At 67.6% G+C, this 23,169-nt stretch carries 13 protein-coding genes and 1 tRNA gene; 9 read left to right on the forward strand and 5 right to left on the reverse strand.

The window, feature by feature from the left end; genetic code table 11:
* Positions 1-530 precede the first annotated feature (530 nt).
* On the forward strand, positions 531-728 hold the full coding sequence (locus tag ACQPZW_RS40665; protein WP_433791370.1) for a hypothetical protein: 198 nt from the start codon (positions 531-533) through the stop codon (positions 726-728).
* A gap of 723 nt (positions 729-1,451) precedes the next feature.
* Here ACQPZW_RS40665 and ACQPZW_RS40670 read toward each other — a convergent pair.
* Both ACQPZW_RS40670 and ACQPZW_RS40675 read right to left on the reverse strand, forming a co-directional pair.
* Positions 1,452-2,207: a hypothetical protein gene (locus tag ACQPZW_RS40670; RefSeq protein ID WP_433791371.1), complete on the reverse strand. Its 756-nt coding sequence runs from the start codon at positions 2,205-2,207 to the stop codon at positions 1,452-1,454.
* Positions 2,208-2,220: 13 nt separating this feature from the next.
* Complete coding sequence (locus ACQPZW_RS40675; protein ID WP_433791372.1) at positions 2,221-8,346, reverse strand: RHS repeat-associated core domain-containing protein; 6,126 nt, start codon at positions 8,344-8,346, stop codon at positions 2,221-2,223.
* A 1,180-nt stretch (positions 8,347-9,526) separates the two neighbouring features.
* Between ACQPZW_RS40675 and ACQPZW_RS40680 the strand changes: the two genes are divergently transcribed.
* Both ACQPZW_RS40680 and ACQPZW_RS40685 read left to right on the forward strand, forming a co-directional pair.
* Positions 9,527-12,634 (forward strand): hypothetical protein, encoded by a 3,108-nt coding sequence (locus ACQPZW_RS40680; RefSeq protein ID WP_433791373.1) that lies wholly within the window; start codon positions 9,527-9,529, stop codon positions 12,632-12,634.
* A gap of 305 nt (positions 12,635-12,939) precedes the next feature.
* Complete coding sequence (locus tag ACQPZW_RS40685; RefSeq protein ID WP_433791374.1) at positions 12,940-14,382, forward strand: Ig-like domain-containing protein; 1,443 nt, start codon at positions 12,940-12,942, stop codon at positions 14,380-14,382.
* 522 nt (positions 14,383-14,904) lie between these two features.
* On the opposite strand, the gene ACQPZW_RS40690 is transcribed toward ACQPZW_RS40685, so the two are convergent.
* A tRNA-Val gene (locus tag ACQPZW_RS40690) sits at positions 14,905-14,976 on the reverse strand.
* A 52-nt stretch (positions 14,977-15,028) separates the two neighbouring features.
* Complete coding sequence (locus ACQPZW_RS40695; RefSeq protein ID WP_433791375.1) at positions 15,029-15,403, reverse strand: TIGR02611 family protein; 375 nt, start codon at positions 15,401-15,403, stop codon at positions 15,029-15,031.
* A 309-nt stretch (positions 15,404-15,712) separates the two neighbouring features.
* Between ACQPZW_RS40695 and ACQPZW_RS40700 the strand changes: the two genes are divergently transcribed.
* From ACQPZW_RS40700 to ACQPZW_RS40715, 4 genes are all read left to right on the forward strand, one after another.
* Positions 15,713-16,144 carry an SsgA family sporulation/cell division regulator gene (locus ACQPZW_RS40700; RefSeq protein WP_014446635.1) on the forward strand — a complete coding sequence of 144 codons (432 nt, stop codon included), beginning with the start codon at positions 15,713-15,715 and terminating at the stop codon, positions 16,142-16,144.
* A gap of 206 nt (positions 16,145-16,350) precedes the next feature.
* A complete protein-coding gene (locus tag ACQPZW_RS40705; protein ID WP_433791376.1) occupies positions 16,351-17,376 on the forward strand; it encodes a helix-turn-helix domain-containing protein in 1,026 nt (341 codons plus the stop codon).
* A 40-nt stretch (positions 17,377-17,416) separates the two neighbouring features.
* Complete coding sequence (locus tag ACQPZW_RS40710; RefSeq protein ID WP_433791377.1) at positions 17,417-17,911, forward strand: RrF2 family transcriptional regulator; 495 nt, start codon at positions 17,417-17,419, stop codon at positions 17,909-17,911.
* A 64-nt stretch (positions 17,912-17,975) separates the two neighbouring features.
* Positions 17,976-18,158, forward strand: coding sequence for a DUF4236 domain-containing protein (locus tag ACQPZW_RS40715; RefSeq protein ID WP_043522949.1), 183 nt, complete (start codon positions 17,976-17,978; stop codon positions 18,156-18,158).
* On the opposite strand, the gene ACQPZW_RS40720 is transcribed toward ACQPZW_RS40715, so the two are convergent.
* Complete coding sequence (locus tag ACQPZW_RS40720; RefSeq protein ID WP_433791378.1) at positions 18,155-19,054, reverse strand: hypothetical protein; 900 nt, start codon at positions 19,052-19,054, stop codon at positions 18,155-18,157. The genes ACQPZW_RS40715 and ACQPZW_RS40720 overlap by 4 nt on opposite strands.
* Before the next feature lie 75 nt (positions 19,055-19,129).
* On the opposite strand from ACQPZW_RS40720, the gene ACQPZW_RS40725 reads away from it, so the two are divergent.
* Positions 19,130-21,100 carry a hypothetical protein gene (locus tag ACQPZW_RS40725; protein ID WP_433791379.1) on the forward strand — a complete coding sequence of 657 codons (1,971 nt, stop codon included), beginning with the start codon at positions 19,130-19,132 and terminating at the stop codon, positions 21,098-21,100.
* A 467-nt stretch (positions 21,101-21,567) separates the two neighbouring features.
* Positions 21,568-23,082 (forward strand): diguanylate cyclase, encoded by a 1,515-nt coding sequence (locus ACQPZW_RS40730; protein WP_433791380.1) that lies wholly within the window; start codon positions 21,568-21,570, stop codon positions 23,080-23,082.
* Positions 23,083-23,169: the final 87 nt, after the last annotated feature.

The raw sequence follows: 23,169 nt of genomic DNA on the forward strand, positions 1-23,169 counted from the left end.
GCGCCGCACTGCCCACCCCGAACAGCCCAATTTCATCGTGTCGACGCTCCCCACCATTGCTGAGGATGGCCTCTGAACAGGGCAAAATCACGGCCAGCGAGGAGCAGATCGCTCCCCATACCGCCGGCATCTCAGCCGAACCCAGCGACGTGGTCGGGTCAGCGCTGTACTCCCAACGCGCTCCCCATATTCACTGCTGCCGTCACCCAAACCACCTGCGACGTCCTCCCGTGTAGTACAGGCCGCCACCAGTTGCGAGGCTCGGTCAAATGGTGCCGAAATTCGGGCATGTCGTATCCCGTGATTCTCACACCGCACCTTCTTACATTGATGGACATGGCCTCTCCGAACACTGCGGTGTGGCACGCACTGTATGATATCGAGCTCGATCTGACCGACGATCCCAACCTCGGTCATCCCGACCGACCAGGCCTTCTCGCCGAGGTGTACTCCCCAGCGAGCGGGACTTCCGCGAAGGAGTCCTGCAGTGCCCGCAGTGCCGCGACACTGCACCGGACTGCCCCGAATGGATGTTCATCCCGCGCAGCACGAACCATTTGCTGCACGCGGCGCACCACAACCCGGCTATCCGTGACCAGGCCGAGGGCGAAAGCAACGCGCACAAGGCGCTGAAACAGCGGATCGCCACCGCGGCTATCACCGCGGCGGGCTGGAAGCGGTCGTCGAGGACAGAGCGGCACACGGGCGCCGCCAGACCGACGTACTAGTTCGCGGAGGCGGACAAGAACGCTGGGTACAGCCTGCCGACGCGAGCTACTCGACCGGACCCTGATCCTCAGCCGGCGGCACCTGCTGCACGCGTTACGCGAGTTCGAAGCCTTCTACAACGAACACCGACCGCACCAGGGCATCACCAACGCCCGCCCCCTCGCACCGTTACCAGAAGCGATCATCGACCCCGACCGGCTCACCCGCCTAAACATCCACCGACGCAACCGCCTCGGCGGCATCCTTCACGAATACAAACATGCCGCCTGACCTACCCGGATGACATTTTGGCAGGTACTGGGCCAGCAGGCCCGTGTCATCGGCATAGACCTCGGCGAACAAACCGAACCGATACCGGTTCCTGATCCCAACCTGGGCGGCAAGTACAGCGCCGCGTTCGATGAATCCACACCGCCGAACGCATCACCGCGACGAAGACTCCGCGCCACGAATACGACGGGCGAACTGCTACATCGAACGCTGGGGCCGCAGCCTGTGCCACGAATGCACCGACCAGTTGCTGATCTGCCACGAACGCCACACCCTCGCCGTGGTCGGCGAGGTGTGGACCACTTCAAGAAGAACCGCCCGCAGCAAGGCCGACAGCAGCTACCACCCAATCACAACCCAGACGTCGTCATCGCGATGGACGCCCGGTACGACACCGAGAGAGTCGCCTGACTACTCAGCGCAATCGTTTCAAACCGCGGTCAAGAAGAATCTCATCTCCGGGCAACGAGCAGTTCGTCCAGCGACACCCCGAGCCTTCCAGCAACCTCCGCCAATATTTCACGCGCAGCCTGATCTGGCGATACATTCGAGCTGGCCCGACTGATGATCAATTCATCAATGCCTTCCAGATTTTCTCTCAAAATATCAGCCTTCAGCCAACGCATCCATTCAATAATAGTCTGAACTCCATATCGGACCCTACCACCGGCCGCACCCGACGCAATGCCGTGCCGGATGATATGGAATGCCGAGCTGAACCGCTCGAGTGGAAAGCTGTGCTCTGCTGTAATGACGTCAAGTTTTTCCAGCTGGTCATATTCGGCCAGGGCTCGCACCAGGTGCGCACGGTCCCGGGATGAGGGGAGCCGGACATCTACTGCATCGATCAGGACGGTCACACTTGCGGCGTCATCTTCGTCGTCAACTCCGATGCGGACATTAACAGATTGGCCCGGCGCGCAAACAGGCCAAGACAGATAGGGGCGGAGGAAGGTCTCACCCACAGTCAATAAACCATTCGGCAGCGTTATATCGACCGAAATCATCTCATACGAACTCGGCGGTGCCTCGCCTCGCCAAAAATCGACGTGCACGGGAGCTATTTGTTGCCGACACGGTATGAACAACTGGGTGGCCGTGGCAGCTGGCAAATTCTCCAACGTTGGCTGTTCACCGTCCGCCACCTCGGCCGCACCAATTGTCAACATGCCGTTATCCACCGCGAACTCAATTGAACAGAGTTTCATCAGGCGGCACCTCTCATGGAGCCAAGTGTTGTCGAGCCAACCTCATCAGGTCTTCATACCTACCCTCAGGCTCCCTGATGTTGTGATTACGTCCAATCGCCAGCATGCGTTGTACGCCCAGGTTCTGGATCCTACTGCAAATTGAGCAATGACTAAAAATTCGATAGACAAAGCCTGGATATCCGAATGCCTTGGGCGGCTGATGATCACCAATCTTCACGGGCTTAGCACCTGGACGCGCGTCATTGCATGTATGACATGCGTCTGGCTGGACGGCATCACGAATGTTCTGGGGGAGCGGATCCGCCTCCCTCGTCTCAATGCCAGGATGGTTCGCATGCGGACCGGGCACCATGGTATCCAATTGCTCTTGTGTAATTGTCAAATCGCAGTTGTGTACGAGGACCGGGCTATTGCCGACTTTCACATAGTACGTGTGAAGGTCTTCGATGGTGAGGTTGCGTACGTCGGAGCGTGTGCCGACGGGGCGGACGGCTTGGACCTGCACCCAGGCGCCGGCCGAAGTTTGAAGCCACATGCCGGGCTGCAACTGGCCAGCCAGTATCCAGGATCCTGCATCGGCGGCCCAGAACGGATGGTTCGCCGTTGCAATCAGTGTGGCTGACTGACCCGCATCCTTGCCGCCTTCCGGCACGGCCGTACCGGTCTGACGGTGTTTGGCGGTGGCGGTGTTGTCATCCCCGCCGGGCGCGGGCGCATCCTGTGCCTGGACGGTGATCTCGACGACCTGCTTTACCAGGTCAGATCCGATGGTCGCGACGACCGCACGGGCGCCTCGTTCGCCGGTTTCAGGGTCTTCGGCCAGCACCTGGTCCCCGGTTTGGAGTTCGCCGATGGGTGTTGTGCTGCCGTCGGCCATCAGCACTTGGGTGGTGGGGGCGAAGCTGTTGGCCCCGTCGCACGTCTCGGTGCGTTTGGTGTTGTCGGCGACCTTTGTCGGGGGTTCCGGGTCGGGTGCCTTGACCGGTGGGACGGCCTTGGAAACGTCGACGGCGTCGTCGGCTTTTTCGGCAATGGCTTCGGCGGCGTTGATGGCTTTCTTGGCGTTGCGGCCCATCTTGGCGGCGGTGATGGCATTGCCGGCGACGGGGATTGCTGCGGCCGCGCATAGGGCGGCTTCGCCCCAGTTGCCTTCGGCGGCGTAGACGGCGGCGTTGGTCAGGTCGGCGGCTTCGCCGATGACCGGGACCATGCCGGCGACGTCGAGTGCGGTGTGCACGATCTCCGACCAGCCCCACAGGCCGTCGGGGTCAGTGAACGTCAACGGACTGTTGTAGGCGTAGCTGTAGGGCTGCAACTGCAGGGGTTGCATGACGTCGATGACCGGGTCGACGGACAGGAACCGACCGATCGCCGGGTCGTATTCGCGGGCACCCAGGTGGATCAGGCCGGTGCTGTCGTCGATGGTGCCGTCGACGAAGCCGCGCTGGCCGGGCCACAGTTGTGGTTTCTGGCCGCGGTCCTCACCGTACGGGGTGAGTTTGCGCCGCTGAACCGTCATGTCGGTGGACAGCCGGACCGCGGTGGTGGCGGTGTTGTGGTGGTCGGCCAGCATCACCGACAGCGTCTCTCCAGTGGCGGTGCGGCTGCGGATGACGGTCGGGGCGCCGGCCTGGGTGTAGTAGCGGTCGGCGGTCAGCGTGCCGTCGGGGGCGGCGGTGACCTCGGTTTCCGGCAGGTACAAGGTGGTGCCGGCTGTGGTGCGGCGCAGCAGGCGGTTGCCGTCGGCGTCGTACACGAAGGTCGTCTCGCCCTTGGTCGGGTCGACGATCTTCGCGACCCGACCGTCCGGATTCCACTCCAGGCTCTGAGTGGCACCGGCCTCCTGCCGGGTCTTGGTGTTACCGGTCTTGTCATAGGTGTAGTTGTTCAGCCGCTGACCGCCCGGGCCGGTCGAGGTCACCCTCGCCAGCTTGTGGCTCGCGGGCTCGTACTCGTACTCGCGGGTGATCTTGCCGGCCGGGTCGTTGACGACCTCGCCGGTACGGTTGCCGGCCTTGTCGAAGGTGTAGTCACGCCAGTAGGCGTCCGGACCGCCGACCGTGGCCTCACTGGCACCGTCGGCACATGCGCTGCCGGGCTTGGTGGTCCATGCGGCGGTGAGCTGCTGCAGCTGGTCGTAGGCGAAGCACTGGTTGTCGGTGACGCCGGCGGCGGTCTCGGTGACGTTGAGCAGGTTACCGGCGTGGTCGTAGCGGTAACCCGTGTCGTTGATCCGGTGCACGGTGGCTTCACGGTCGTTGACACTGCGGGTCAACCGGCGGGTGTGCTCGTCGTAGAAGTTGGTGGTCCAGACCCGGGTCGGTGCCGGGCCGGCGGTGGTGCGCAACAGTTCACCGTAGGCGCTGTAGACGGCGTCGGTGACGTACCAGTCCAGGCCGGAGGTGGTCAGCGCCTGCCCGTCACGGGTGTAGTGGTAGACCAACTGCTCGGAACGCAACCCACCGGCGGCGGGCACGGTGGTGGTCTCCGGTTTCCCGGTCGGGGTGTACGTGTAGGCGTAGGTGTAGTCACCCTTGACCGCTCCGGCCACCTCAGGGACCGAGATGCGCCGCCCGGTGACCTGGTAGTCGGCGTCGTAACCGGTGATGGTGTTGGTGTAGGCGACCGGCCCGTTGGCGGTGGCCTCATAGCGGGTGGAGGAGCTCAACAGGCCCTTGGCAACGCCGTCATATTTCCACTCCGCGCGCACCGTGCCCTTGTCGCTGCCTTCGCGTTCCTCGTACTTGCGGCCCAGAGGGTCGTAGAGGCTGACGATGGTCCGGTTCTCGGCGTCGGTCGAGGACGTCTGCCGGCCGGAGTTGTCGTACTTGAACGTGCTCAGGCCCTTGTCGGGGTCGTTGACCTCGACCTGCTGGCCACGGGCGTCGTACTTGTAGGACCAGGTGTTGTTCTCGGCATCGAGGATGCTCGCGCGATCACCGCGGGCGTTGTAGCCGTACTTGACCGCATTGGTGGTGGTGCGGGCGGCGTCGGTGAACTGCTCGACCCGGGTGACCCGGTCGTTCACATCGACGGTGGTACGGGTGGCGACCCCACCGGCGGGCGGGATGACGGTGGTCTGCTCGTCGTCGTAGACGGTACGGCTGACGAACGCCGGATCGACGTCGGCGTGGTAGGTGGCGACACGGGTGGACCGCCCGAGGCCGTCGTAGGTGGTCTCGGTCCAGGACGGGATGATCGTGTCGGTGCTCGGCAGGAACAACTCGTTGGACACCGTGCCGGGGGCCAGGTATTTGTCGTTTACCCGGCGGGCCGCGCCGGCGGAGTTGTAGAAGGTGTCCGACACCATCCGGCCGTTGCCGCCGACGGCTTCGGCCTGCACCTGACGGGTGCGCAGCAGACCGTCGTAGAAGGTCTTGTTGGTGGCGTAGCTGCCGTCGTCGCGCAGGGTTTTGGAGGTGATGAGGACCGGTTGCTTCTTGCCCTGGTCGAGGATGGCGTAGGCGTACTCGATGTTCGGTGTCTGCCCGCCGCCGGAGCGACCGGGCATCCACACCTTGATCAGCCGGCCGAGCGGGTCGTGTTCGAGACGGGTGGTGCGGCCGTTGGCGTCGGTCTTGGCCACAGCCAGGCCTCGGCCGGTCTCGAAGGTCGTGGTGGTGGAGTGCCCGAGCGGGTTCGTAACGGAGACCTGGGTGGGTGCCCCGTTACCGGCCGAGTAGCCGGTGTGGGTCTTCGCGTTGTCGGCGTCCCACACGTCCTCGACCCGGCCGAAGTCGTCGTACTTACTCTTCTCGGTGAACTCGTACCCGGTGCCGCCGCCCTTGACCGCCGTCTTGGCGGTCACCAGACCTTTACCGGCCTGCCCCAACGGCCGACCATCGTAGAACGTCTGGGTGTCGGTGACGATCTGATCGACGGCGACCCGGCCGGCTTTAGCGTCGGCGCAACTCGTTGCGGTGGTCCGGGAGGATGCCGGCAGGCCGACCCGGTGGGCCCCGTCTGCCTTGGCGAAGCTGGTGATCGTGCACTTCTCGTCGCCGGTCTTGCCGACGTCACCGAAGTCCTCGACCTGCACGGGAACCGGGTAGACGGCGTCGAACGTGGTGAACGTACGCAGCGTACGGTCGCCGGTGCTCATGTGTTTGACAGTGAGCGTCTCCTTCTGCCCGGTCTGGTAGGCGAGCAGATCCGGCACGACCGGGGCCTTGGCCTTGTCCGGGTGCGGAAGGGTAGAACGCTTCTGCGTCGCGGTGCGACGCACCCACGGCTTGGTGACGGTACGAGCGTTCACAGCACCGCCGTCGGCCAGGTAGTTGACCGTCTCGGCGACCTGCCCTTGCAGAGCCTGGTGGTCCTTGGCGATCGCGACCCCGCTGGAGTCCTTGACCACGGAACCGTCCAACCCGCGGAAGTACCGGGTCATCGCCTTGGAACGGGCGTTGCCGTCAGTGCCGTCACCGACCCGCGTGGTGACGTTGGCGTAACCGCGCCACTCGCTGTAAGTGCGTTCCTTGACCCTGCTGAACTCGCTGTCGTCCTTGGCCCATGCCGCGTCGTCGTACTGGTAGGTCGTGACCACCGACGGTGCGCCACCGACATGGTCGACCTCGTCAATCCGGTCGACGACGTACTTGTTGAACCACTCGAGCTCGGGGTTCTTGGTATCGGAGCTGGGTGAGTAGTAGACGGGATAGCAGCGGGTGTCGTTATTCTCCGGCTTGGGCCGGGCCGCGGTGGCGTCACACGGCTTCGCGTAGGTGACCTTGACGGAGCCTCCGGTCTCGGTGAAGATCTCACCGATACGCAGCCGTTCGAACGGTGGCCGGTTGTCGCTGGGTTTGCTGACCCGGTTGGGCATCGGATCGGCGTTGGCGTGGAACAGCACCGACGGCAGGCTGGCCGCCGTTCCGTCAGCGTCGTAGCCGGTGCGCTTGATCTCCTCCAGCCACAGCGGCGGGTTGGTGTCGTAGCGGGTTGTCAGGAACTTCTGGGTGAACCGCCAGTCGTCGACCTTGCGATAGGTGCCGGCGCCGGGGGCGGTGGCGACCTCGGTGGTGATACCGGTCAACCGCATCCGGGTCCAGAACGACGGCGCCGTTACCAGGCACTTCTTCTTCTTGTCGTTCTCGTCGCGGGCCGCGCAGTAGGTGTCGGCCGGGGAGTCGGGCCAGTGTTTGGCCGCCTGGCCCTTCTTGTTGAACTTCGCCGGATCGCAGGTGAAGTCGTCGGTTTCCAGGCACCGCTCGTCGAGGTCGAAGACGACCCGCGCCGCTGCCGGTGTGCTGAAGACGTTGGACGAGCGCAGGCCGTACTCGATGCGCTTGGGGTTGCCGCCGCGGACATACGAGACCGGGGTCTTGGTCTTGCGGTTCTTGGCGTAGTGGTTGGTCTCGCGGTCGTAGAAGACCGTCATCGCGTTGCCGTTGATGTCCTCGACGTAGTCGAGGTTCCATCGCCACGCCTGGGTGCAGTCGGACTCGGAGAACTTCGCCTGGCGGCACGGCTCGCCCGGGTGGTTACCGAACACCGGCACGGTGAAGGTGGAGTTGGTGTCGTCTTTGTCGTCACGCCAGCCGGGCAGGTGGTTCAGCCCGAAGTAGTAGCGGGTGCCGTCCGGGGTGGTGATCACCCAGTGCTCGCCCTTGTCGGTGCTGCCACCGCCGTCACCGTTGGTCGCGCCGAGTCGGCGCTCCACGATCGTGCCGTTGTCGTTGGCCATCCGCCACCGGTTGGCCTTGCGGTCCTTGACCAGCGGCACGTTGGAGCCACCCAGCGACATGACCAGGCTGGTGTCGACCGAGTTACGCGGCCAGCACAGATCCTCGGTCTTGTGGTCGGCGTTGTTGGCCTTCTTGTCGTCGGCGTTCTCGAACCGGTCATCAGTACAGGATCGGAACTGCCGCTCGATGAAACCGGGGTGGTAGTTCCAGCCATCGCCCAGCCAGGACGCCTGGTTGTTGGTCACTGAGGTACGCCCGTCGACCTCCTGCGAGGAGTAGGCGAGCGTGACGTCCGGCTTCAGGGTGCCAGCCACCGGTGGCGTGTGCAGCGGGTACGCCCAGGAGAAGCCGCCACCGGACTGCCCAGCCGTCCACTTGCCCGACTGCGACAGCGTGGTGGCCGAGTAGTCACCGGTCGATCCGGCACCCGCACCGGTAACGGCCAGAACCACGGAGCTTCCGGACCCGGCCCGCTTGGCCGCCGGATAGTCGCTGACGGCCGTACCACCGCCCTGACCTCCGGTCGACTCCGGGATGTCGAGATCCTCCTCGACCGGGGTCTCGCTATCCTGGTTCGGGTCCTCGGGCTGCTCGGGGTGTCCGCCTGGCCGTCGGGCGTCTCGGCGCCGGGACCTGCCGCTGTGGGGTCGACCACCGCGGCGACGGTGTCGCCGGGCAGGTCGTTAGCCGAGTCGATGTCGATGGGGTCGGAGCAGCCCTCGTCGTCGGGGGTCGTCAAGAAGCAGTCGGGTAACCGCACGATCCGCAGCCGTGAACCCCAGTCAGCGCCGTAGAGCTGCTCGAAGGTGGAGTAGTCGACGCTGACCCTGACCGGGTTGGCGGGACCTGACACCGGAGCGAGAGTCATCAGCATGCCGTCGATGCCGCGATCCTCGGTCTCCTGCCTATCGGAGACCGTGACCTGCCAGGTCGTCGACTCAGGCTCCGCTGCCGCCGCTGCCCGTGCCTTCGCGGTCGACGCACCGGAGGTCGTAGAAGCCACAGGCTCCAGATAGACCGGGAGGGATCCGACCTGCGCTGGAGCGGCGCTGGCCGAAGCGAACCTCGCCGCCGCCGAAGGCGTAGCCCCGGGCGCCTGCACCACGACCTGCCCGGTCCCACCGGTCGGCGGTACGGTCCGATCCGCGGACAGCGCGTACTCGTCCTGCGTGGACGGCACCGGCGGAACGGTGAACGAGCCGTCGCTATCAGCGCCCGCGACCTTCGCGATCTCCTGCAGATCCGGCAGCTCCACATTGACCCGTGACGGTCGTCCGTCGGCCCAGACCGGCTGCTGCACCATCATCACTGGCGCCAGCGCCAGTATCCCGAAGCTGACACCGCGCCGGAGTCCGCCCAATAAGCGGGCAGGCGTCGTCGAACCCCACCTGGACACGTATTCCCCCCGAACAATGTCACGTGACGTGGAAGCTGGGGCAGTATGCCGTTGATCAATCCCCAGAGGCAAGACGCATTCACATACAGTGATCGCTGTGCGAAGATCTTGCCCGCGCGTCAGCGAAACGGGGGCCTGACGTACGCATGCCGTCGTTCGGTGCTGTCTGGACCACGCCGGCGCGCTTCCCCCGCAGCAAGAAGCCGAGGCCGCGGTCGGGGCAGATAGGTGGGACGGTGACCAGCACACGGGGCCGGTGGACAAGCCATCGCAAGAAGGCATGGATAGCCGGAGCGACGACACTCGTTCTCGTGGTCGGCGGAACGATCGCCCTGACCAGAGGCGGTTCTGACCAGGCCGGAGACGCTCCGGCCATCGCTGCTCCACAGCAGCCGGTCGACGTACCCGCCGCCATCGCCCAGGCCCGTTCGACCGGTCAACCGGTGGAAGTCTCCGCCGAGAACACCGAGACGAACACCACCTACGCCCACCCGGACGGCACCCTGACCCGGGACATGGCGGCCAAACCCGTCCGGGCTCGCACGTACGGCCGGTGGGCGCCCATCGACCCGGTCCTCGACCACGCCGGTGACTCGTGGACCACTCGCTCCACAGTTAGCAAGATCACTATCCCCGCCGCAGCGGAGGTAGCCACGTCACCGTCGCCGACCACGGGCACCGGCGGCCAAGGCGGTGGCGGCCCCATCCTGACGGCAGAGCCCGACCAGCCGAGCCGCGAACTGGTGCGGATGACGACCGACGAGCACAGCTTCGCCTTGAGCTGGCTGGATGAGTTCACCGGCGCGGCGGAAGTGTCCGGCAACCGTGCCCTGTACCGCAACGTGCTGCCTGAGGTGGATCTGCTGATCACCACCGAGGCAGACGGCTTCACCCAGGTCCTCATCGTTCGCAGCCTGGCCGCGGCACAAAGCCCGGAACTGCGTGAACTGAACTACCGCCTGCAGTCGGACACGCTGCGGTTCTCGCTGGCCGACAGCGGCGCGATCCGCGGCGTCGACGGTGCCGGGACCGAGATCGTCGCCGCACCGACACCGTTCATGTGGGACTCCGCCGGAACGTCCACGCAGGAGAGCACCTCTGGCTTCGCCGACGGCCTCACCGATCTGAACACCCTGGTCGCCGTTGACGGGCCACTCGATGGCGCCCGTGAGGCGATCGTGGGTGCGGCTTTCGCCGGCGACAAGCTGACTCTGCGGCCGTCGGCTGAACTCCTCGACGCCCCCGAAACCGTCTACCCGGTCTTCATCGACCCGTCGTTTCACGGCCACAGCAACGCCTGGACGCTGGTGAGCAAACAGCACCCGACGTCGGCGTTCTGGAACGGCAAGGGATACAACGGCGGTACCAAGGAAGCGCGGGCCGGCTACGAGTCGCAGACCGGTCAGACCCAGCGTTCCTACTTCCGCATCAACTGGGACCTCAACGACGTCGACCTGAACTCCGCGACGTTCCGGATCCGCGAGACACACTCCTGGTCATGCACCAAAACCGACGTCAAGCTCTACCGCACCGACGGCATCTCCAGCTCTACCACCTGGAACAAACAACCGACCCAACGCGACCTGCAGGACACCATCAAAGTCGCCTACGGCTACAACTCGTCCTGCGACGATCATGAAGTGGCCTTCGACGCCATGAACGCCGCCAGGACCGCCAACACGGCCAACCCGAACTGGTCCGACATCACTTTCAAGATCCAAGCCGGTAGCGAAACCGACACCAAGGGCTGGAAAAAGTTCACCGACGACGCCGTGCTGAGCGTCGGCTACAACCGCAAACCAACCACCCCCGTCGACCTGCAGTCGCTACCGCTGACCAGCTGCGCCGCCAAGACGCCCTACCCGGTTGTGGGCATCACCGACCTGACCTTCAAAGCCAAGGCCACCGACCCGGACAGCAACCTGAAAGCCATCCACCTCACCATCTGGCTGCAAAGCAACACCAACACCAAGGTCGTCGACGCCGACATCACCGTCAAGAAAGACGCGACCAACGCCACGATCGGCCGCATCGAACACGGCGTCAAGGGCAGCAGCTTCACCACCGGCACCTACCTGTGGAACACCTATGCCGTCGACACCGAGAACATCAAGTCGGCAAACAGCGTCACCTGCGGCATCACCATCGACCGCAGCAAACCCAGCCCACCACGGGTCACCTCCGTCGCCTTCCCCGACGGTGACGAGGGCGACGACCAGAACTGGAAGACCCCGCTGGGCACCGCCGGCACCTTCACCTTCTCCGGCGGTGGCGCTGACACCACCCGCTACGTCTACAGCTTCGAGGCACCGGGCTTCACCAGCTCAGTCTCCGTCGACAAGACCGTCGCCTCCAACGACACCGTCACAACGCCCGGCGTGACACCACCCCACGCCGGCCCCAACCTCCTCTACGTCAAAGCTGAGGACAAAGCCAAGAACCAGTCCAACGTCACCACCTACCTGTTCTACGTCGCCCCCAACAACACCCTCGACGGGCCCGGCGACACCACCGGCGACAAGTTCCCCGACCTGTTCGCCCTCGACCAGGACAACAACCTCGAGATGTACGCCTCCGACGGGAACGGCGACATCAACCAGCCTCTCAGCGCCGCCCCGAACGTCCCCGATGGCTACTGGACCGGCGCGCTGCTGACCCACAACGGCGACTACTGGGCCGGCGACGGCCTCACCGACCTCATCGCCCGCCTGCCCGACAAGAAACTCTGGATCTACCCAGGCACCGGCCTCGGCAGCATCGACGTCGCCAAACGCATTGCCCTCACCCTGCCGGCCGGCAGCCCCGACCCCGGCACCTACACCCAAGTGCTGTCCGTCGGCGACATCGACGGCGACCGCAATCCCGACCTGCTCGTCATCACCGGCAACGAGCTCTGGGCCCTGCTCGGCTACACCGGCGCCCGCGTATCCCGCGCCGTCAAGGTCAGTACCGAATGGAGCGGACGCACCCTCGTCACCTTGGGCGACCACAATAACGACGGCGCAGCCGACCTCGTCTACCGCGCATCCACCGGCGCACTGCTCCTGCGTAACGGCAGGAAGGCTGGCGCCGGAACCGATCTCAATTCCCTCGCGACCGCCGCGGCCTCAGGCGCTGGAAAAGACACTGCCTACAGCAGTACCACCTGGGACAGCGCCAACATCCGCCTGATCGCCGGAACCCCGAATGCCGACACCGCCGGCAGCCCACCCGACATCTGGGTCGTCAAAACCGACGACACCGTCTGGTACTACCCCGGTGGAGCCACTGCACAGGGCGCTGGACGGAAGATCGCACTCGTCACCGACGGCAGAGACTGGACCGGCACCAAGGCACTCGGCTGAGCCCCATCTCACCGGGCCGGCCCTGTCCAGGTCCGGCCCGGTGAGCCACTACTTCACCACTCTCGGTGCACCGCTCCGCTGCCGGCGAAGTGGACTCAGTGTTTAGCACCAGGAGTTGCCACTTCAAGATCGGACAGCCTGGCCGGCTCGACATGACGTCAGTCACACGATGAGCCGCTCGCCAACAATTTCGGAACTCGCTGCGGGACGCAGGTATAGCCGGCGGATCGGTGACACTTCGACAACTTACGATGTGCGGCACATCGATCTTCGGGGGACACGTGCGACGGACATCGCGATCCGCTGTGGCATTGCTGGCGCTGACCACGGCACTCCTCGCAGGGACCGCCCTGACACCGGCCTACGCGGCCGCGTCGCCGGTCATCGACCTGGGCCTGGCCCCGGGACAGCGCATCAACAAGACCGTGATCATCACTCCGACCCTCGCCGAGGGCGTCGACGCCAAACGGGTCGTGCTGTACGTCCACGGCGAGCCTGTCGCCACGGACAACACGGCGCCATGGTCGCTGTCGTGGAACACGAGCGGCAGATCCGACGGTGACAAGCCGCTTCAGCTCGGAGTCTTCGACTCTCAGGGAGTCGAGACGCGCAGTGAGACGGTGACCGTGCGGACCCTCAACCAGGGCGCCACCGCCTCGTTCCCGTGGCCCGACGACATGCAGCGCAACAAGCTGAACACCTTCAACGGCGTTCAGGAGTTCGACTTCACCCTGTCGCCGCCGATGGACCTCGACCTGGTCACCCGCGTCGACCTGTTGCTCAACGACAAGGTGATCGACTCCACCACCACCGCCCCGTGGACCGTCACCTGGGACACCACCGGCCCCGACGGCCTGGTCACCCTCAGGTCGAAGACCTACGACAGTCTCGGCAACATCGGCACCAGCAAGGTGTACGCCTACGTCGACCGCACCCCACCCACGCTGGACGTCGGATACGAGCACGTCGACGGCTACGTCAACCGCAACGGCCGCATCTACATCGGCTCGGAAGACGTGTCCGCGGTCGACCGCGTCGAACTCTGGGTCAACGGCAAGCTGATCCGCACCGACCGATCGATCTGCTGCAACGGCCTCGGCGCCATCGCCCTGCCCTTCGATCCCGCGGCGGTCAACGGCCCGGCCACCATGACGGTCCGCTCCTACGACACCGTCGGCAACATGGCCGAACACACCCGCACCGTCACCGTCGACAACGACGGCCCCGCCGTCACGTTCAGCCCCGCCGCCGGTGCCTACGTCCGCGGCACCTTCACCACCACCCTCACCAGCGCCAAGGACGCCACCGGCGTCATCTACATGAGCGGCTACATCAACCTCGTCTACACGCACCGCGCACCCTGGGCCGTACGCATCGACACCCGCAACGTCGCCGACGGACGCCGCACCCTACAGATCGACGTCCTCGACAAAGCCGGCAACGTCACCACCCTCCGCCGCCCGATCACCGTCGACAACACCGCACCGGCGATCAAGTACACCCAGGCTCCGAAGAACAAAGCCAAGGTCACCAAGACCTTCAAGGTCACCACCGCCGCGGCCGACCGGTACGGCATCACCCGGGTCCAGTTGCTCGTCAACGGCAAGGTCGTCGCCACTGACACTCGAGCCGCCTACAGCTTCACGATCAACCCGAAGAAGTACGGCAAGACGTTCACCGTCCACCTCCGCGCCTACGACAAGGCCGGCAACGTCAAGTACACGGCCAAACGCACCTACCGCCGCTGACACGAGCAGGCCTTCGCGGCTGGTTCGGGACCGCTCCGGCGGCCTCGGACCAGCCTCGAACTGTGAATGGCACCTGGATCGCACGATTCCGTCCGATCACGCGGCGCGCACCATGATCGCCATTCCGAGCAGCTCTGTTCGCCCAAGACTGACCCCTACAGTCACCCAGCAGAGGGGGTCAGCCAGCGTGGGCGGGAAACAGCCGTCCATCGCAGCCGAGGCAGCCGGGGCGACGCTCTTGAACGCCACTGGACTGCATGCGGCACCATGCGGCGCTACCCGGCGAGGCACCTGACCACTTCGCAGAGCACGTTGTGGTGACAGGAGTGGTCACCGCCGCACGAGGAGCTTGGAAGCCCCGCAGCGCTGTTGAGCGCTGTTCGACATTCCGGTCAGCGAGCTTCCTCGGAGGAGCCGCCCTCGGGAGTCAAGGCGCTGCTCCCCATATGCTCCCACAAGCATGACAAAACGCCCGGCCAAGTGGATCACAAGGCCGAGCGTCTTCGCAGCTAGGAATACTCGTGGGCGATACTGGGATCGAACCAGTGACCTCTCCGGTGTGAACGGAGCGCTCTCCCGCTGAGCTAATCGCCCTCAACGAGATGGAACTCTACTAGACGCCACCACCGGTTTGCGAACCAGGGGGTCAGCGGGCGCGCAACCAGTCCAGACTGATCTGGAACAGGTCGATGTGCAGGCTGATCTTGACGCTGGCCCAGACGACCGCGCTGATGAAGACCATGCCGACCAGGCCGATGAGGGCGCGCAGCGGCAGGGACTGACGGGCGATCCAGTGGGTCCAGCTCTGCACGTGCCGCTTGGTGAAGGCGAGCACTCCGCGGGCCCAGTGGAACTCGATGGCGAGAATCGCCAGGCCGAGGATCACGATCGCCCAGCCGGGGCCGGGGAACGGGATCAGGATGATGCCGATGGCGACGACCAGGCCGCCGACGATACCGACGCCGACCTTGAGAGCCAGGCGGCCGGTGGAGTTGGACCGAATACGGTCAAGCACACGCACGTCTGAGAACCCCGTCGTCCGGTTTTAGGTCCATTTCATCCCCCAGTGTCCGGGAGCCCCGTCACTACCCGGGAGGAATGGACGTTACCGGAGTAAGTCAACTGCTGGACCACTGACGCCGGGCGGAACCGAGTACATGGGCAGAACAGGACAAGATATCGCTTTACGTCCTGCGCGGAAGGGTTTTCGGAACCGCCTTCCCACTACTGGGTGAGATCAGCGTATGGCGGAGCGTAACTACAAGGATCACCTGAGTATGGGAACCGCGGGGTTCACCAGCCTCGCAGCGGTGCCGGGGGGAGTTCGTCCATGAGTACCATTCGTCCAACGACCGTCGAGGTCGAAACCTCGCTGCGGCTCGTAGCGCCTGACGCGACGGCACTGCCGGTACGCGCCAGTCTGCGGTACGACCCAGCCGACCCGTATGCAGTTCACGTGTTGTTCCACGCAGAATCAGCCGGTGGGGAAGCCGTGAGCTGGTCCTTCGCGCGGGAGCTCCTCGTGACCGGGCTCGACGAGCCGGCCGGGATCGGCGACGTCCGGGTGTGGCCGTGGGCCACGCCGCGGGGCGATTTCGTCGCGCTCGCCCTCTCGTCGCCGGACGGGAACGCGCTGTTCGAGGTGCCGCGCAGCGTCCTGGTCCGCTTCCTGCGGCGCACCTACGTGGTGGTGCCCCGCGGGCGCGAGTCCGACCATCTGGACGTCGACGCGGCGGTCAACCGGCTGCTGGCGGGACGCTAGCCGACGGCGACATCAGCGAGTCAGGGCGACCCGCACGGACACTGCCGGTCCGTGCGGGTCGCCCTTTATAGCCGGAAAAATAATCGATCTCCGAAAAGGAATCGGAATCGGACGTATAGCGAATACCGAGCTGGAAATCGGACATTTACCTCAGTCGGTGCGCTAGTGGATGCGTAAGTATCCATCGACGACTACCGTCAGGCGCGATGTCAGCACTCATTCAACACACCGAGCCGGCACCCACCCGTCTCCCACCGGACTGGTCGGGGATCGGCGGCTGCGCCCTGCCGGTGGCGCCCGACGCCGCCACCGCCCTGCTGGACAGTCACGCTCTGGTGCTCGCCGGCACCGGCCCACTCGTCGCCGAGGTGGATTTCACCGAGCACCTCTGCGGCCCGGGCACGGCACTCTGGATCCGTCCGGGGCAGGCCGTGCGGTTCGGCGAGCCGCCCGGCGACACGGCCACGATCATCTTCCGGCCCGGGCTGTTCGGGCCGGAGGAACTGCCGGGCCTGGCGCCGGACGATCCGGCCGGGCCCGCCACCCGGCCGCTGTCCCTACCCGGCCCGGACGTGCTCCGGTCCGCCTTCGCCCACCTGACCGCGGACGCCGACGGCCCGCCCGGCACGGTCGCGGCCGCCCTGCTGCGACATCAGCTGGCCGCGGTGCTGCTGCGCCTGCGGGCGGCGGAGCCGGCCGTCGACCCGGCCGGTCACGTCGAGGGCCGGACCTTCGAGCGGTTCCAGCGCCGGCTGGAGGAGGGCTATCCGCACACCCGGCGGGTCGAGGACTACGCGGCCGAGCTGGGCTGCTCGGTGCGCACCCTGACACGGGCCAGCCTCGCCCTGACCGGCCGGACGGCCAAGCAGGTGGTCGACGACCGGGTCGCTCTGCAGGCCCGGCGCCTGCTCGCCGCGACGCCGCTGTCGGTCGCCGAGGTGGGCCGGATCCTGGGTTTCGGGGAGCCGACCAACTTCGGGCGCTTCTTCCACCGGGAGACCGGGCTGAGTCCGGGACAGTTCCGTGGGCGGTACCCGGCCGGGCCGGACGGGGCATACCCGGTCAGCGACGTCCCATCGACTGAGCGTCATCCGGCTCGGCGCGGACCGGAACACCCGGCACCGGCTGAGCAGACCCTGACCGGAACGCCCCTTACCGGTCCGGGAGACGCGAAGACCGAGACACCCGGCGCGGGGCGGCAGCCGCGAGGCTGGGGTCGACGCCAGGTCTAGGGAGGCTCACTGACGGTGAATTCCCACAACTCCCTGGGGCATGTGCATCCGGGATGCGCGGGCGGGGCATGATAGTCAGGTGCAGATCTCCGCGCGCGGTGACTACGCGGTCCGGGCCGCCCTCAGTTTGGCGCAGGCTTACCCCGCACTGATGTCCGCCCAGGCCATTGCCCAAGACCAAGAGATGCCCCGAAAGTTCCTCGAGGCAGTGCTCGCCGACCTGCGCCGCGCCGGCGTGGTTCGGGCACAACGCGGCGCCGAGGGCGGTTACACACTGTCGCACCCACCTCGCGACGTGACCATCGGCCAGATCCTGCGGGCCGTGGACGGTCCGCTGGCCGGGGTGCGCGGCCTCCGTCCGGAGGAGACTCAGTACACCGGTGCCGCCGAGAACCTGCCGAACCTCTGGGTGGCGGTGCGGGCCGCGGTCCGCGAGGTGGTCGACGAGGTGAGCCTCGCCGAGCTGATCAGCGGGCGGATGCCGGCGCACGTCCGCAAGCTCACCACCAGGCCGGACGCCTGGCAGCCACGCTGACGTTTGTAAATCGGCGCCATCGGGAATCGTCTCGACCATCAGAAACGAGATGGGAGAGGTTCCGATGGGCATCGTTTACCGCAGCCGGAAGAAGATCGGTCCGCTGGTCCTGAACTTCACCGAGAACGGCTACTCCTCGTGGAGTTTGAAGATCGGCCGTTGGTCGTGGAACTCCAAGACCCGCGCCCACCGCGTCGACCTGCCCGGCCCGCTGTCGTGGAAGCAGGACAAGAGCCGCTCGCGCTAAAGGCGGACAACGACGTCGCCGCCGAGCCGGCCATGTGCCGGCTCGCGGGCGACGGCGCCGGTGTCGATCAGCGTGTGCAGGACCCGGGTGGCGTCGGCCGCGCGATACACGGTTTCGGTGAGCGCGAAAGTGCGCAACTCGGTCACCGTGGCCTCGCCCACCCGCTCCAGATGCGCCAGCAACTCCCGCCGCAGTGGACCGGGGTGCGGGCTCAGCGAGATGTCGATCAGATGCCGCTCGGGATCGGCGGGATCGCGTAGTCGTACCCCCGCGAACTCGTCGACCGCCCAGAGCGCCTCCTTGAAGCTCTCCAGACTCCGCCCCGAGGTGGTGGCGAAGACCACCATCTCGCCGGGCTCCGGCCCGGTCGCCAACTCGGCCGCCGTGACCAGCGGAAATCCCAGAACCCGATAGGGGTCGACAGGGCTGCCGGGCGGCAACGCCAGCAGCACCTCGGCCGGTTTCCCGGCCGTCAGCGCCCCGACGGTGCTCACCGCGGGCGGCTCCCCCGCCGACGTCGCATCGAGAAAACCCATCAGTGGTACGCGTGACGCGCCGGCCGCTTTCAGCGCGACCGGAAGCCGCTCGTCCGTCCCGCCCCCGACCGGAAGCACCGTGAGCCCGGCCGCGCCGCCCGCCTCCCGTTGCGCCGCGCCGAGCCGCGGGCCCACCTCGGTGACGTCGCCGCCGACCGCCACCATGGACAGCTCCCGCCCGCGGGCGAGGCCGGGCAGATCGGTCAGGACCCGCACGGCCGCCTCGGCCGCCGCTCCCCCGTCGCCGTCGGCATAGCCGTGCACATAGGTGGCGCGGCGGGCGTGATGAAGCGCACCGGCCGCCCAAGCCTGCAGGTGGCGGACGAGGAGCTCACGTTTGACAGTCGCAATCGGGGACACAACGTGTTTCTACACCTGTCCACTTCGGTACCGGAAACTTGTACCCATGGTGGTCACGTGAGCACTATGGGATACATGGCCCCTCCGCTCGCTGCACTCACCGCCCAGGCGCAGAGCCTGACGTCGGCCGGCGACCTCGCGGGCGCCCGGGCCGTTCTCGACGACGTCCTACGGACCGCCGACGCCGATCCCCGCCGCGCCACCGCCGACCTGGCCGTCGCCGCCGCCCTGCACGCCCGCGTCCTGATCGCCCTCGGCGACCCGGAGTCGGCGCGGCTCTGGGCCGCCTTCGCGCACTCGGCCGAGGAGCGCCTGCACGGCTCCCGCGACGAGCGCACCATCGCGGCGGCCGCCATGCACGCCGCGGTGCTCCAGCGGATCGGCCAGCACGGCCGGGCGTCCTCGGTCTATCACGACCTGGTCGGGGAGCTCGCCGCGATCGAGGGGCCGGACTCGCCACGGGTGCTCGCCGCCGAAGCCGACCTGGCCACCGCCGAGCACGCCGCCGGGCACTGCGCGACCGCCCGGGCCCGGCTGGCCCGGGCCTGGCGGCGGCACAGCCGGGTGCACGGTGACGCCGCGCCCGCCGGGATCAAGATGCTGGCCCGCCTGGGGGCGATGGAGCGCGAGTGCGGTCTGGAGGCCGAGTCGGCCGAGCACCTGGCGCTGGCGAGCGAGCTCAGCACCCGCCACCTGGCGGCCGATCACCCGCTGGCCCGGCAGGCCGCCGCGCTGGTCGCCGGCAAGCCGTCGGGCCGGCACACCTGCGGGCGGCGGGACACCGGTGACCGGCCGTTCCGCCCGTTCCCGCGGCGCCCCACCGTCACCGACCCGGCCGGCTCCCGCCCGGCGGCGTTCCCGGCCCACGCGCCCGGCCAGCCGCCGCCCGACGACCGGCCCACCGACCCGAACGGCACCGTCTATCCGAGCGCGGACGATCCGGCCCGCTTCCCGAGCGGCTACGAGGCGGGCCGCTCGCCCGGCGAACCTCCACCGGGTCGCCGCCCGGACGGTCCCCCATCGGGCCGTTCGCCGGGCCGCCCTCCGACAGACCGTCGCCCGCGCGGTCCCGCACCTGACCGCCATCCAGCCGGTCCCCCGATCGACCACGACCCAAGCGGACCCCCCTCCGACCGTCACCCAACCGGACCTCCGGTCGAGCGCCACCCGAGCAGCCCTCCAGCCGACCGTCATCCAGCCGGTTCCCCGGCAGACCGTCATCCAGCCGGTCCCCCGGCGGACCGCCACCCAGCCGGTTCCCCTGGGGACCGCCACCCAGGCGGCGCCCCGGCGGACCGCCACCCAGGCGGTCCTCCGGCCGTCGGTCAGCCGGATGACGACGATCTGGACTGGCTGGACGACGAGATGCCGGCTGACAATCGGCCCACCGATCCCAATGGAACCGTCTACCAGCAGCCCCTGTATCTCAGTGACGTACACCGGCTTCCCGGCGACCCGACCGGCCGGCACGCACGCGCCGACACCCCGCCCCCGCTGCCGGGTAACCGGGCGCCCGACTACGGCGAGGACGGTCGGCCCCTGCCGGTCGGCACAGCCCGGGCCAGCACACTCACCGATCCGCCGAACTCGCGGCGACTGCCGGCGGCCGGGCGCTCCCGGGTCGGGCATCCGCTGCTGCTCGCGACAGGCCTGGCCGGAGGGGTCGCGGCCGCCGCGGCGGTGGTGATCCTGACGCTGCCCGGCGCCGACGGTGCGACCACCCCGGAGCCGCCGGCCACCACCACGACCGGCGCCAAGGCACTGACCACGACCTCCGAGCCGGGCTCCCCACAGAACGTCCGGATCCGCGACGAGGGTCCGAGCGTGTCGCTGCAGTGGGACTACCCGCGCGACGCCGACGGCGAGGTGCTGATCACGGTGGCCCGCTCGGACCGGCCGCCGGTCACCGTAGCGGAGCTGCCGGCCGGGGCGACCGACTACGTCGTCTACAGCCTCAGTGAGCGCTACGACTACTGCATCACGGTCGCGGTCCGCGGCGACGGGCAGCAGATCGCGGCCGCCGCGCCGGTGTGCACCAAGCGGTGACGACTCACCGCGACGACCCGCGCCCAGACCACCCGCCCACCCACCCACCGACCCGGCCACCGTGACAAGCCGCACCCCGCTGACTCGGCCACCGTGACAAGCCGCACCCCGCTGACCCGGGCACCGCGACAAGCCGCACCCCGCTGACTCGGCCACCGAGAGAGGCCGCACCACCGACCGCGCCACCGCGACGAGCCACATCCCACCGGCCCGGCCCCGCGACAAGCCGCACCGCCGACCGCGTCAGCACGCCGGCGGGACGAGCCGCGCCACCGGCCGGGCGGGCGGCGGCGGGGGCCCGGACCACCACCGGAGGTCCGCAACCGATCCGCAACCCGGCGCGACCCGGAAAGCTACCGGGGCACCGGAGCGTGGGTCGTCACGGCGGCGACAGGAAAGCAGGAACAGTGACGACGGAAACGGCGAGCCGTGCCCCTACCGGGCCTCACGAGGAGCTCCGTGCCCTCGTGGCAGCCACGGCGGAGCTCGAGGCGAGGCCCCCGTCCGCGTTCCGGACACTCTGGGAACCCACGGCTGAGCTGCGGCAGCGCGCGACCGAGCTGGGCGCCGAGGAGGTGGTCCATCGCACGATGCTCCTGCAGGCGCTGGTGCTGCTGCGGCAGGGACAGACCGGCGACGGCGGTCAGCTGGCCCACCGGGTACGTGTCTGGGCCGAGCAGAACGAGGATCGCCGCCTGCTGGCCCGCGCCCATCGTGAGCTGTCGGTCTTCTACCGTGCCGTGGGCGACTTCTCCGACGCGCTGACCCATGCGGTGCAGAGCGTCTCTTTCCTGACCGAGGACGTGCCGCCCAGCCTGCGGGCCCGGCACCTGATGACGCTCTCGGTCTCGCTCGACGACACCGGAACGCACGTCGAGGGCAAACGCCGGGCCCGGGAGGCGCTGACGTACGCCGCCGAGGCCGGCGACTTCGAGGTGATGTCGTCGATCCTGAACAACATGGCGTACACCGCCGTGGAGGTCGGCGACGAGCCCGAGGCCCGGATGCTGGTCGAGCAGATGCGTGAGCTCCAGGCGCGTGTCGGGTTCCGGTTCACCGCCAACGAGCTGGACACGATGGCGCAGGTCGAGCTGATGGGCGGCCGCTACGACGCGGTCGAGGAGCTGCTCTCCCCGGTGCTGGCCGAGCTGGTCGCCGCGACCGAGGGCGACGCGGTCGCCGAGTGCCAGCTCACCCTCTCCCAGGCCCGTCGTCTGGCCGGCCGGTACGAGGCCGCGCAGGAGGCCCTGGACGCGACCCGGGCGGTGTGCGCCGAACGGGGCCTGGCCGGGATCGGCGCCCGTGCCCGTCAGGAGCAGGCCGCCCTCTTCGCCGACACCGGCCGGTTCGCCGAGGCGTACGAGGAGCACCGCGCCTTCCACGCCGCCGCCACCGCGCTCCAGTCGGTGCAGCGCGACGCCCGGGCCCGTGCCCTGCAGGCGGTCTTCGAGGCCAACGAGGCCCGCCGGGCCAGCGAGCACTTCAAGGAGATGGCCCACCGCGACGCGCTGACCGGCCTCTACAACCGGCGGTACGTCAACGAGCGCATGCCGGCCCTGCTGCTGGAGTCGGCCGGCCGTCGTCGTCCGGTGTCGCTGGCGATCATGGACCTGGACCACTTCAAACGGGTCAACGACACCCTGTCACACGCCACCGGCGACACCGTGTTGCAACACGTGGCCGAGCTGCTGGAGGAGGCGGTGTCCGGGGCGGCGTTCGCGGCCCGGATGGGCGGGGAAGAGTTCCTGCTGGTCTTCCCGGGGGTGGACGCCGAGGAGGCGGCCACCCGCTGCGAACGGCTGCGGCTGCGGATCCGGGCGCACGGCTGGGAGCCGATCACCGGGACGCTGCCGGTGACCACCAGTATCGGGATCACCACGGCGCCGGAGGGCCGGAGCACGTTCTCCGCGCTGTTGTCCTCCGCCGACCGCAACCTGTACGCCGCCAAGCGCTCCGGCCGCGATCGGATCGTCGCCGGCTGAATCCCGTCCCGACCCTCGGCGCCGTCTCGATCACCGAGAGACGGCGCCGGCGACTCCTCGATCACCGTGAGACGGCGCCGCCAAGCG

Source organism: Actinoplanes sp. CA-252034 (assembly GCF_050956125.1).
Classification (GTDB): domain Bacteria; phylum Actinomycetota; class Actinomycetes; order Mycobacteriales; family Micromonosporaceae; genus Actinoplanes.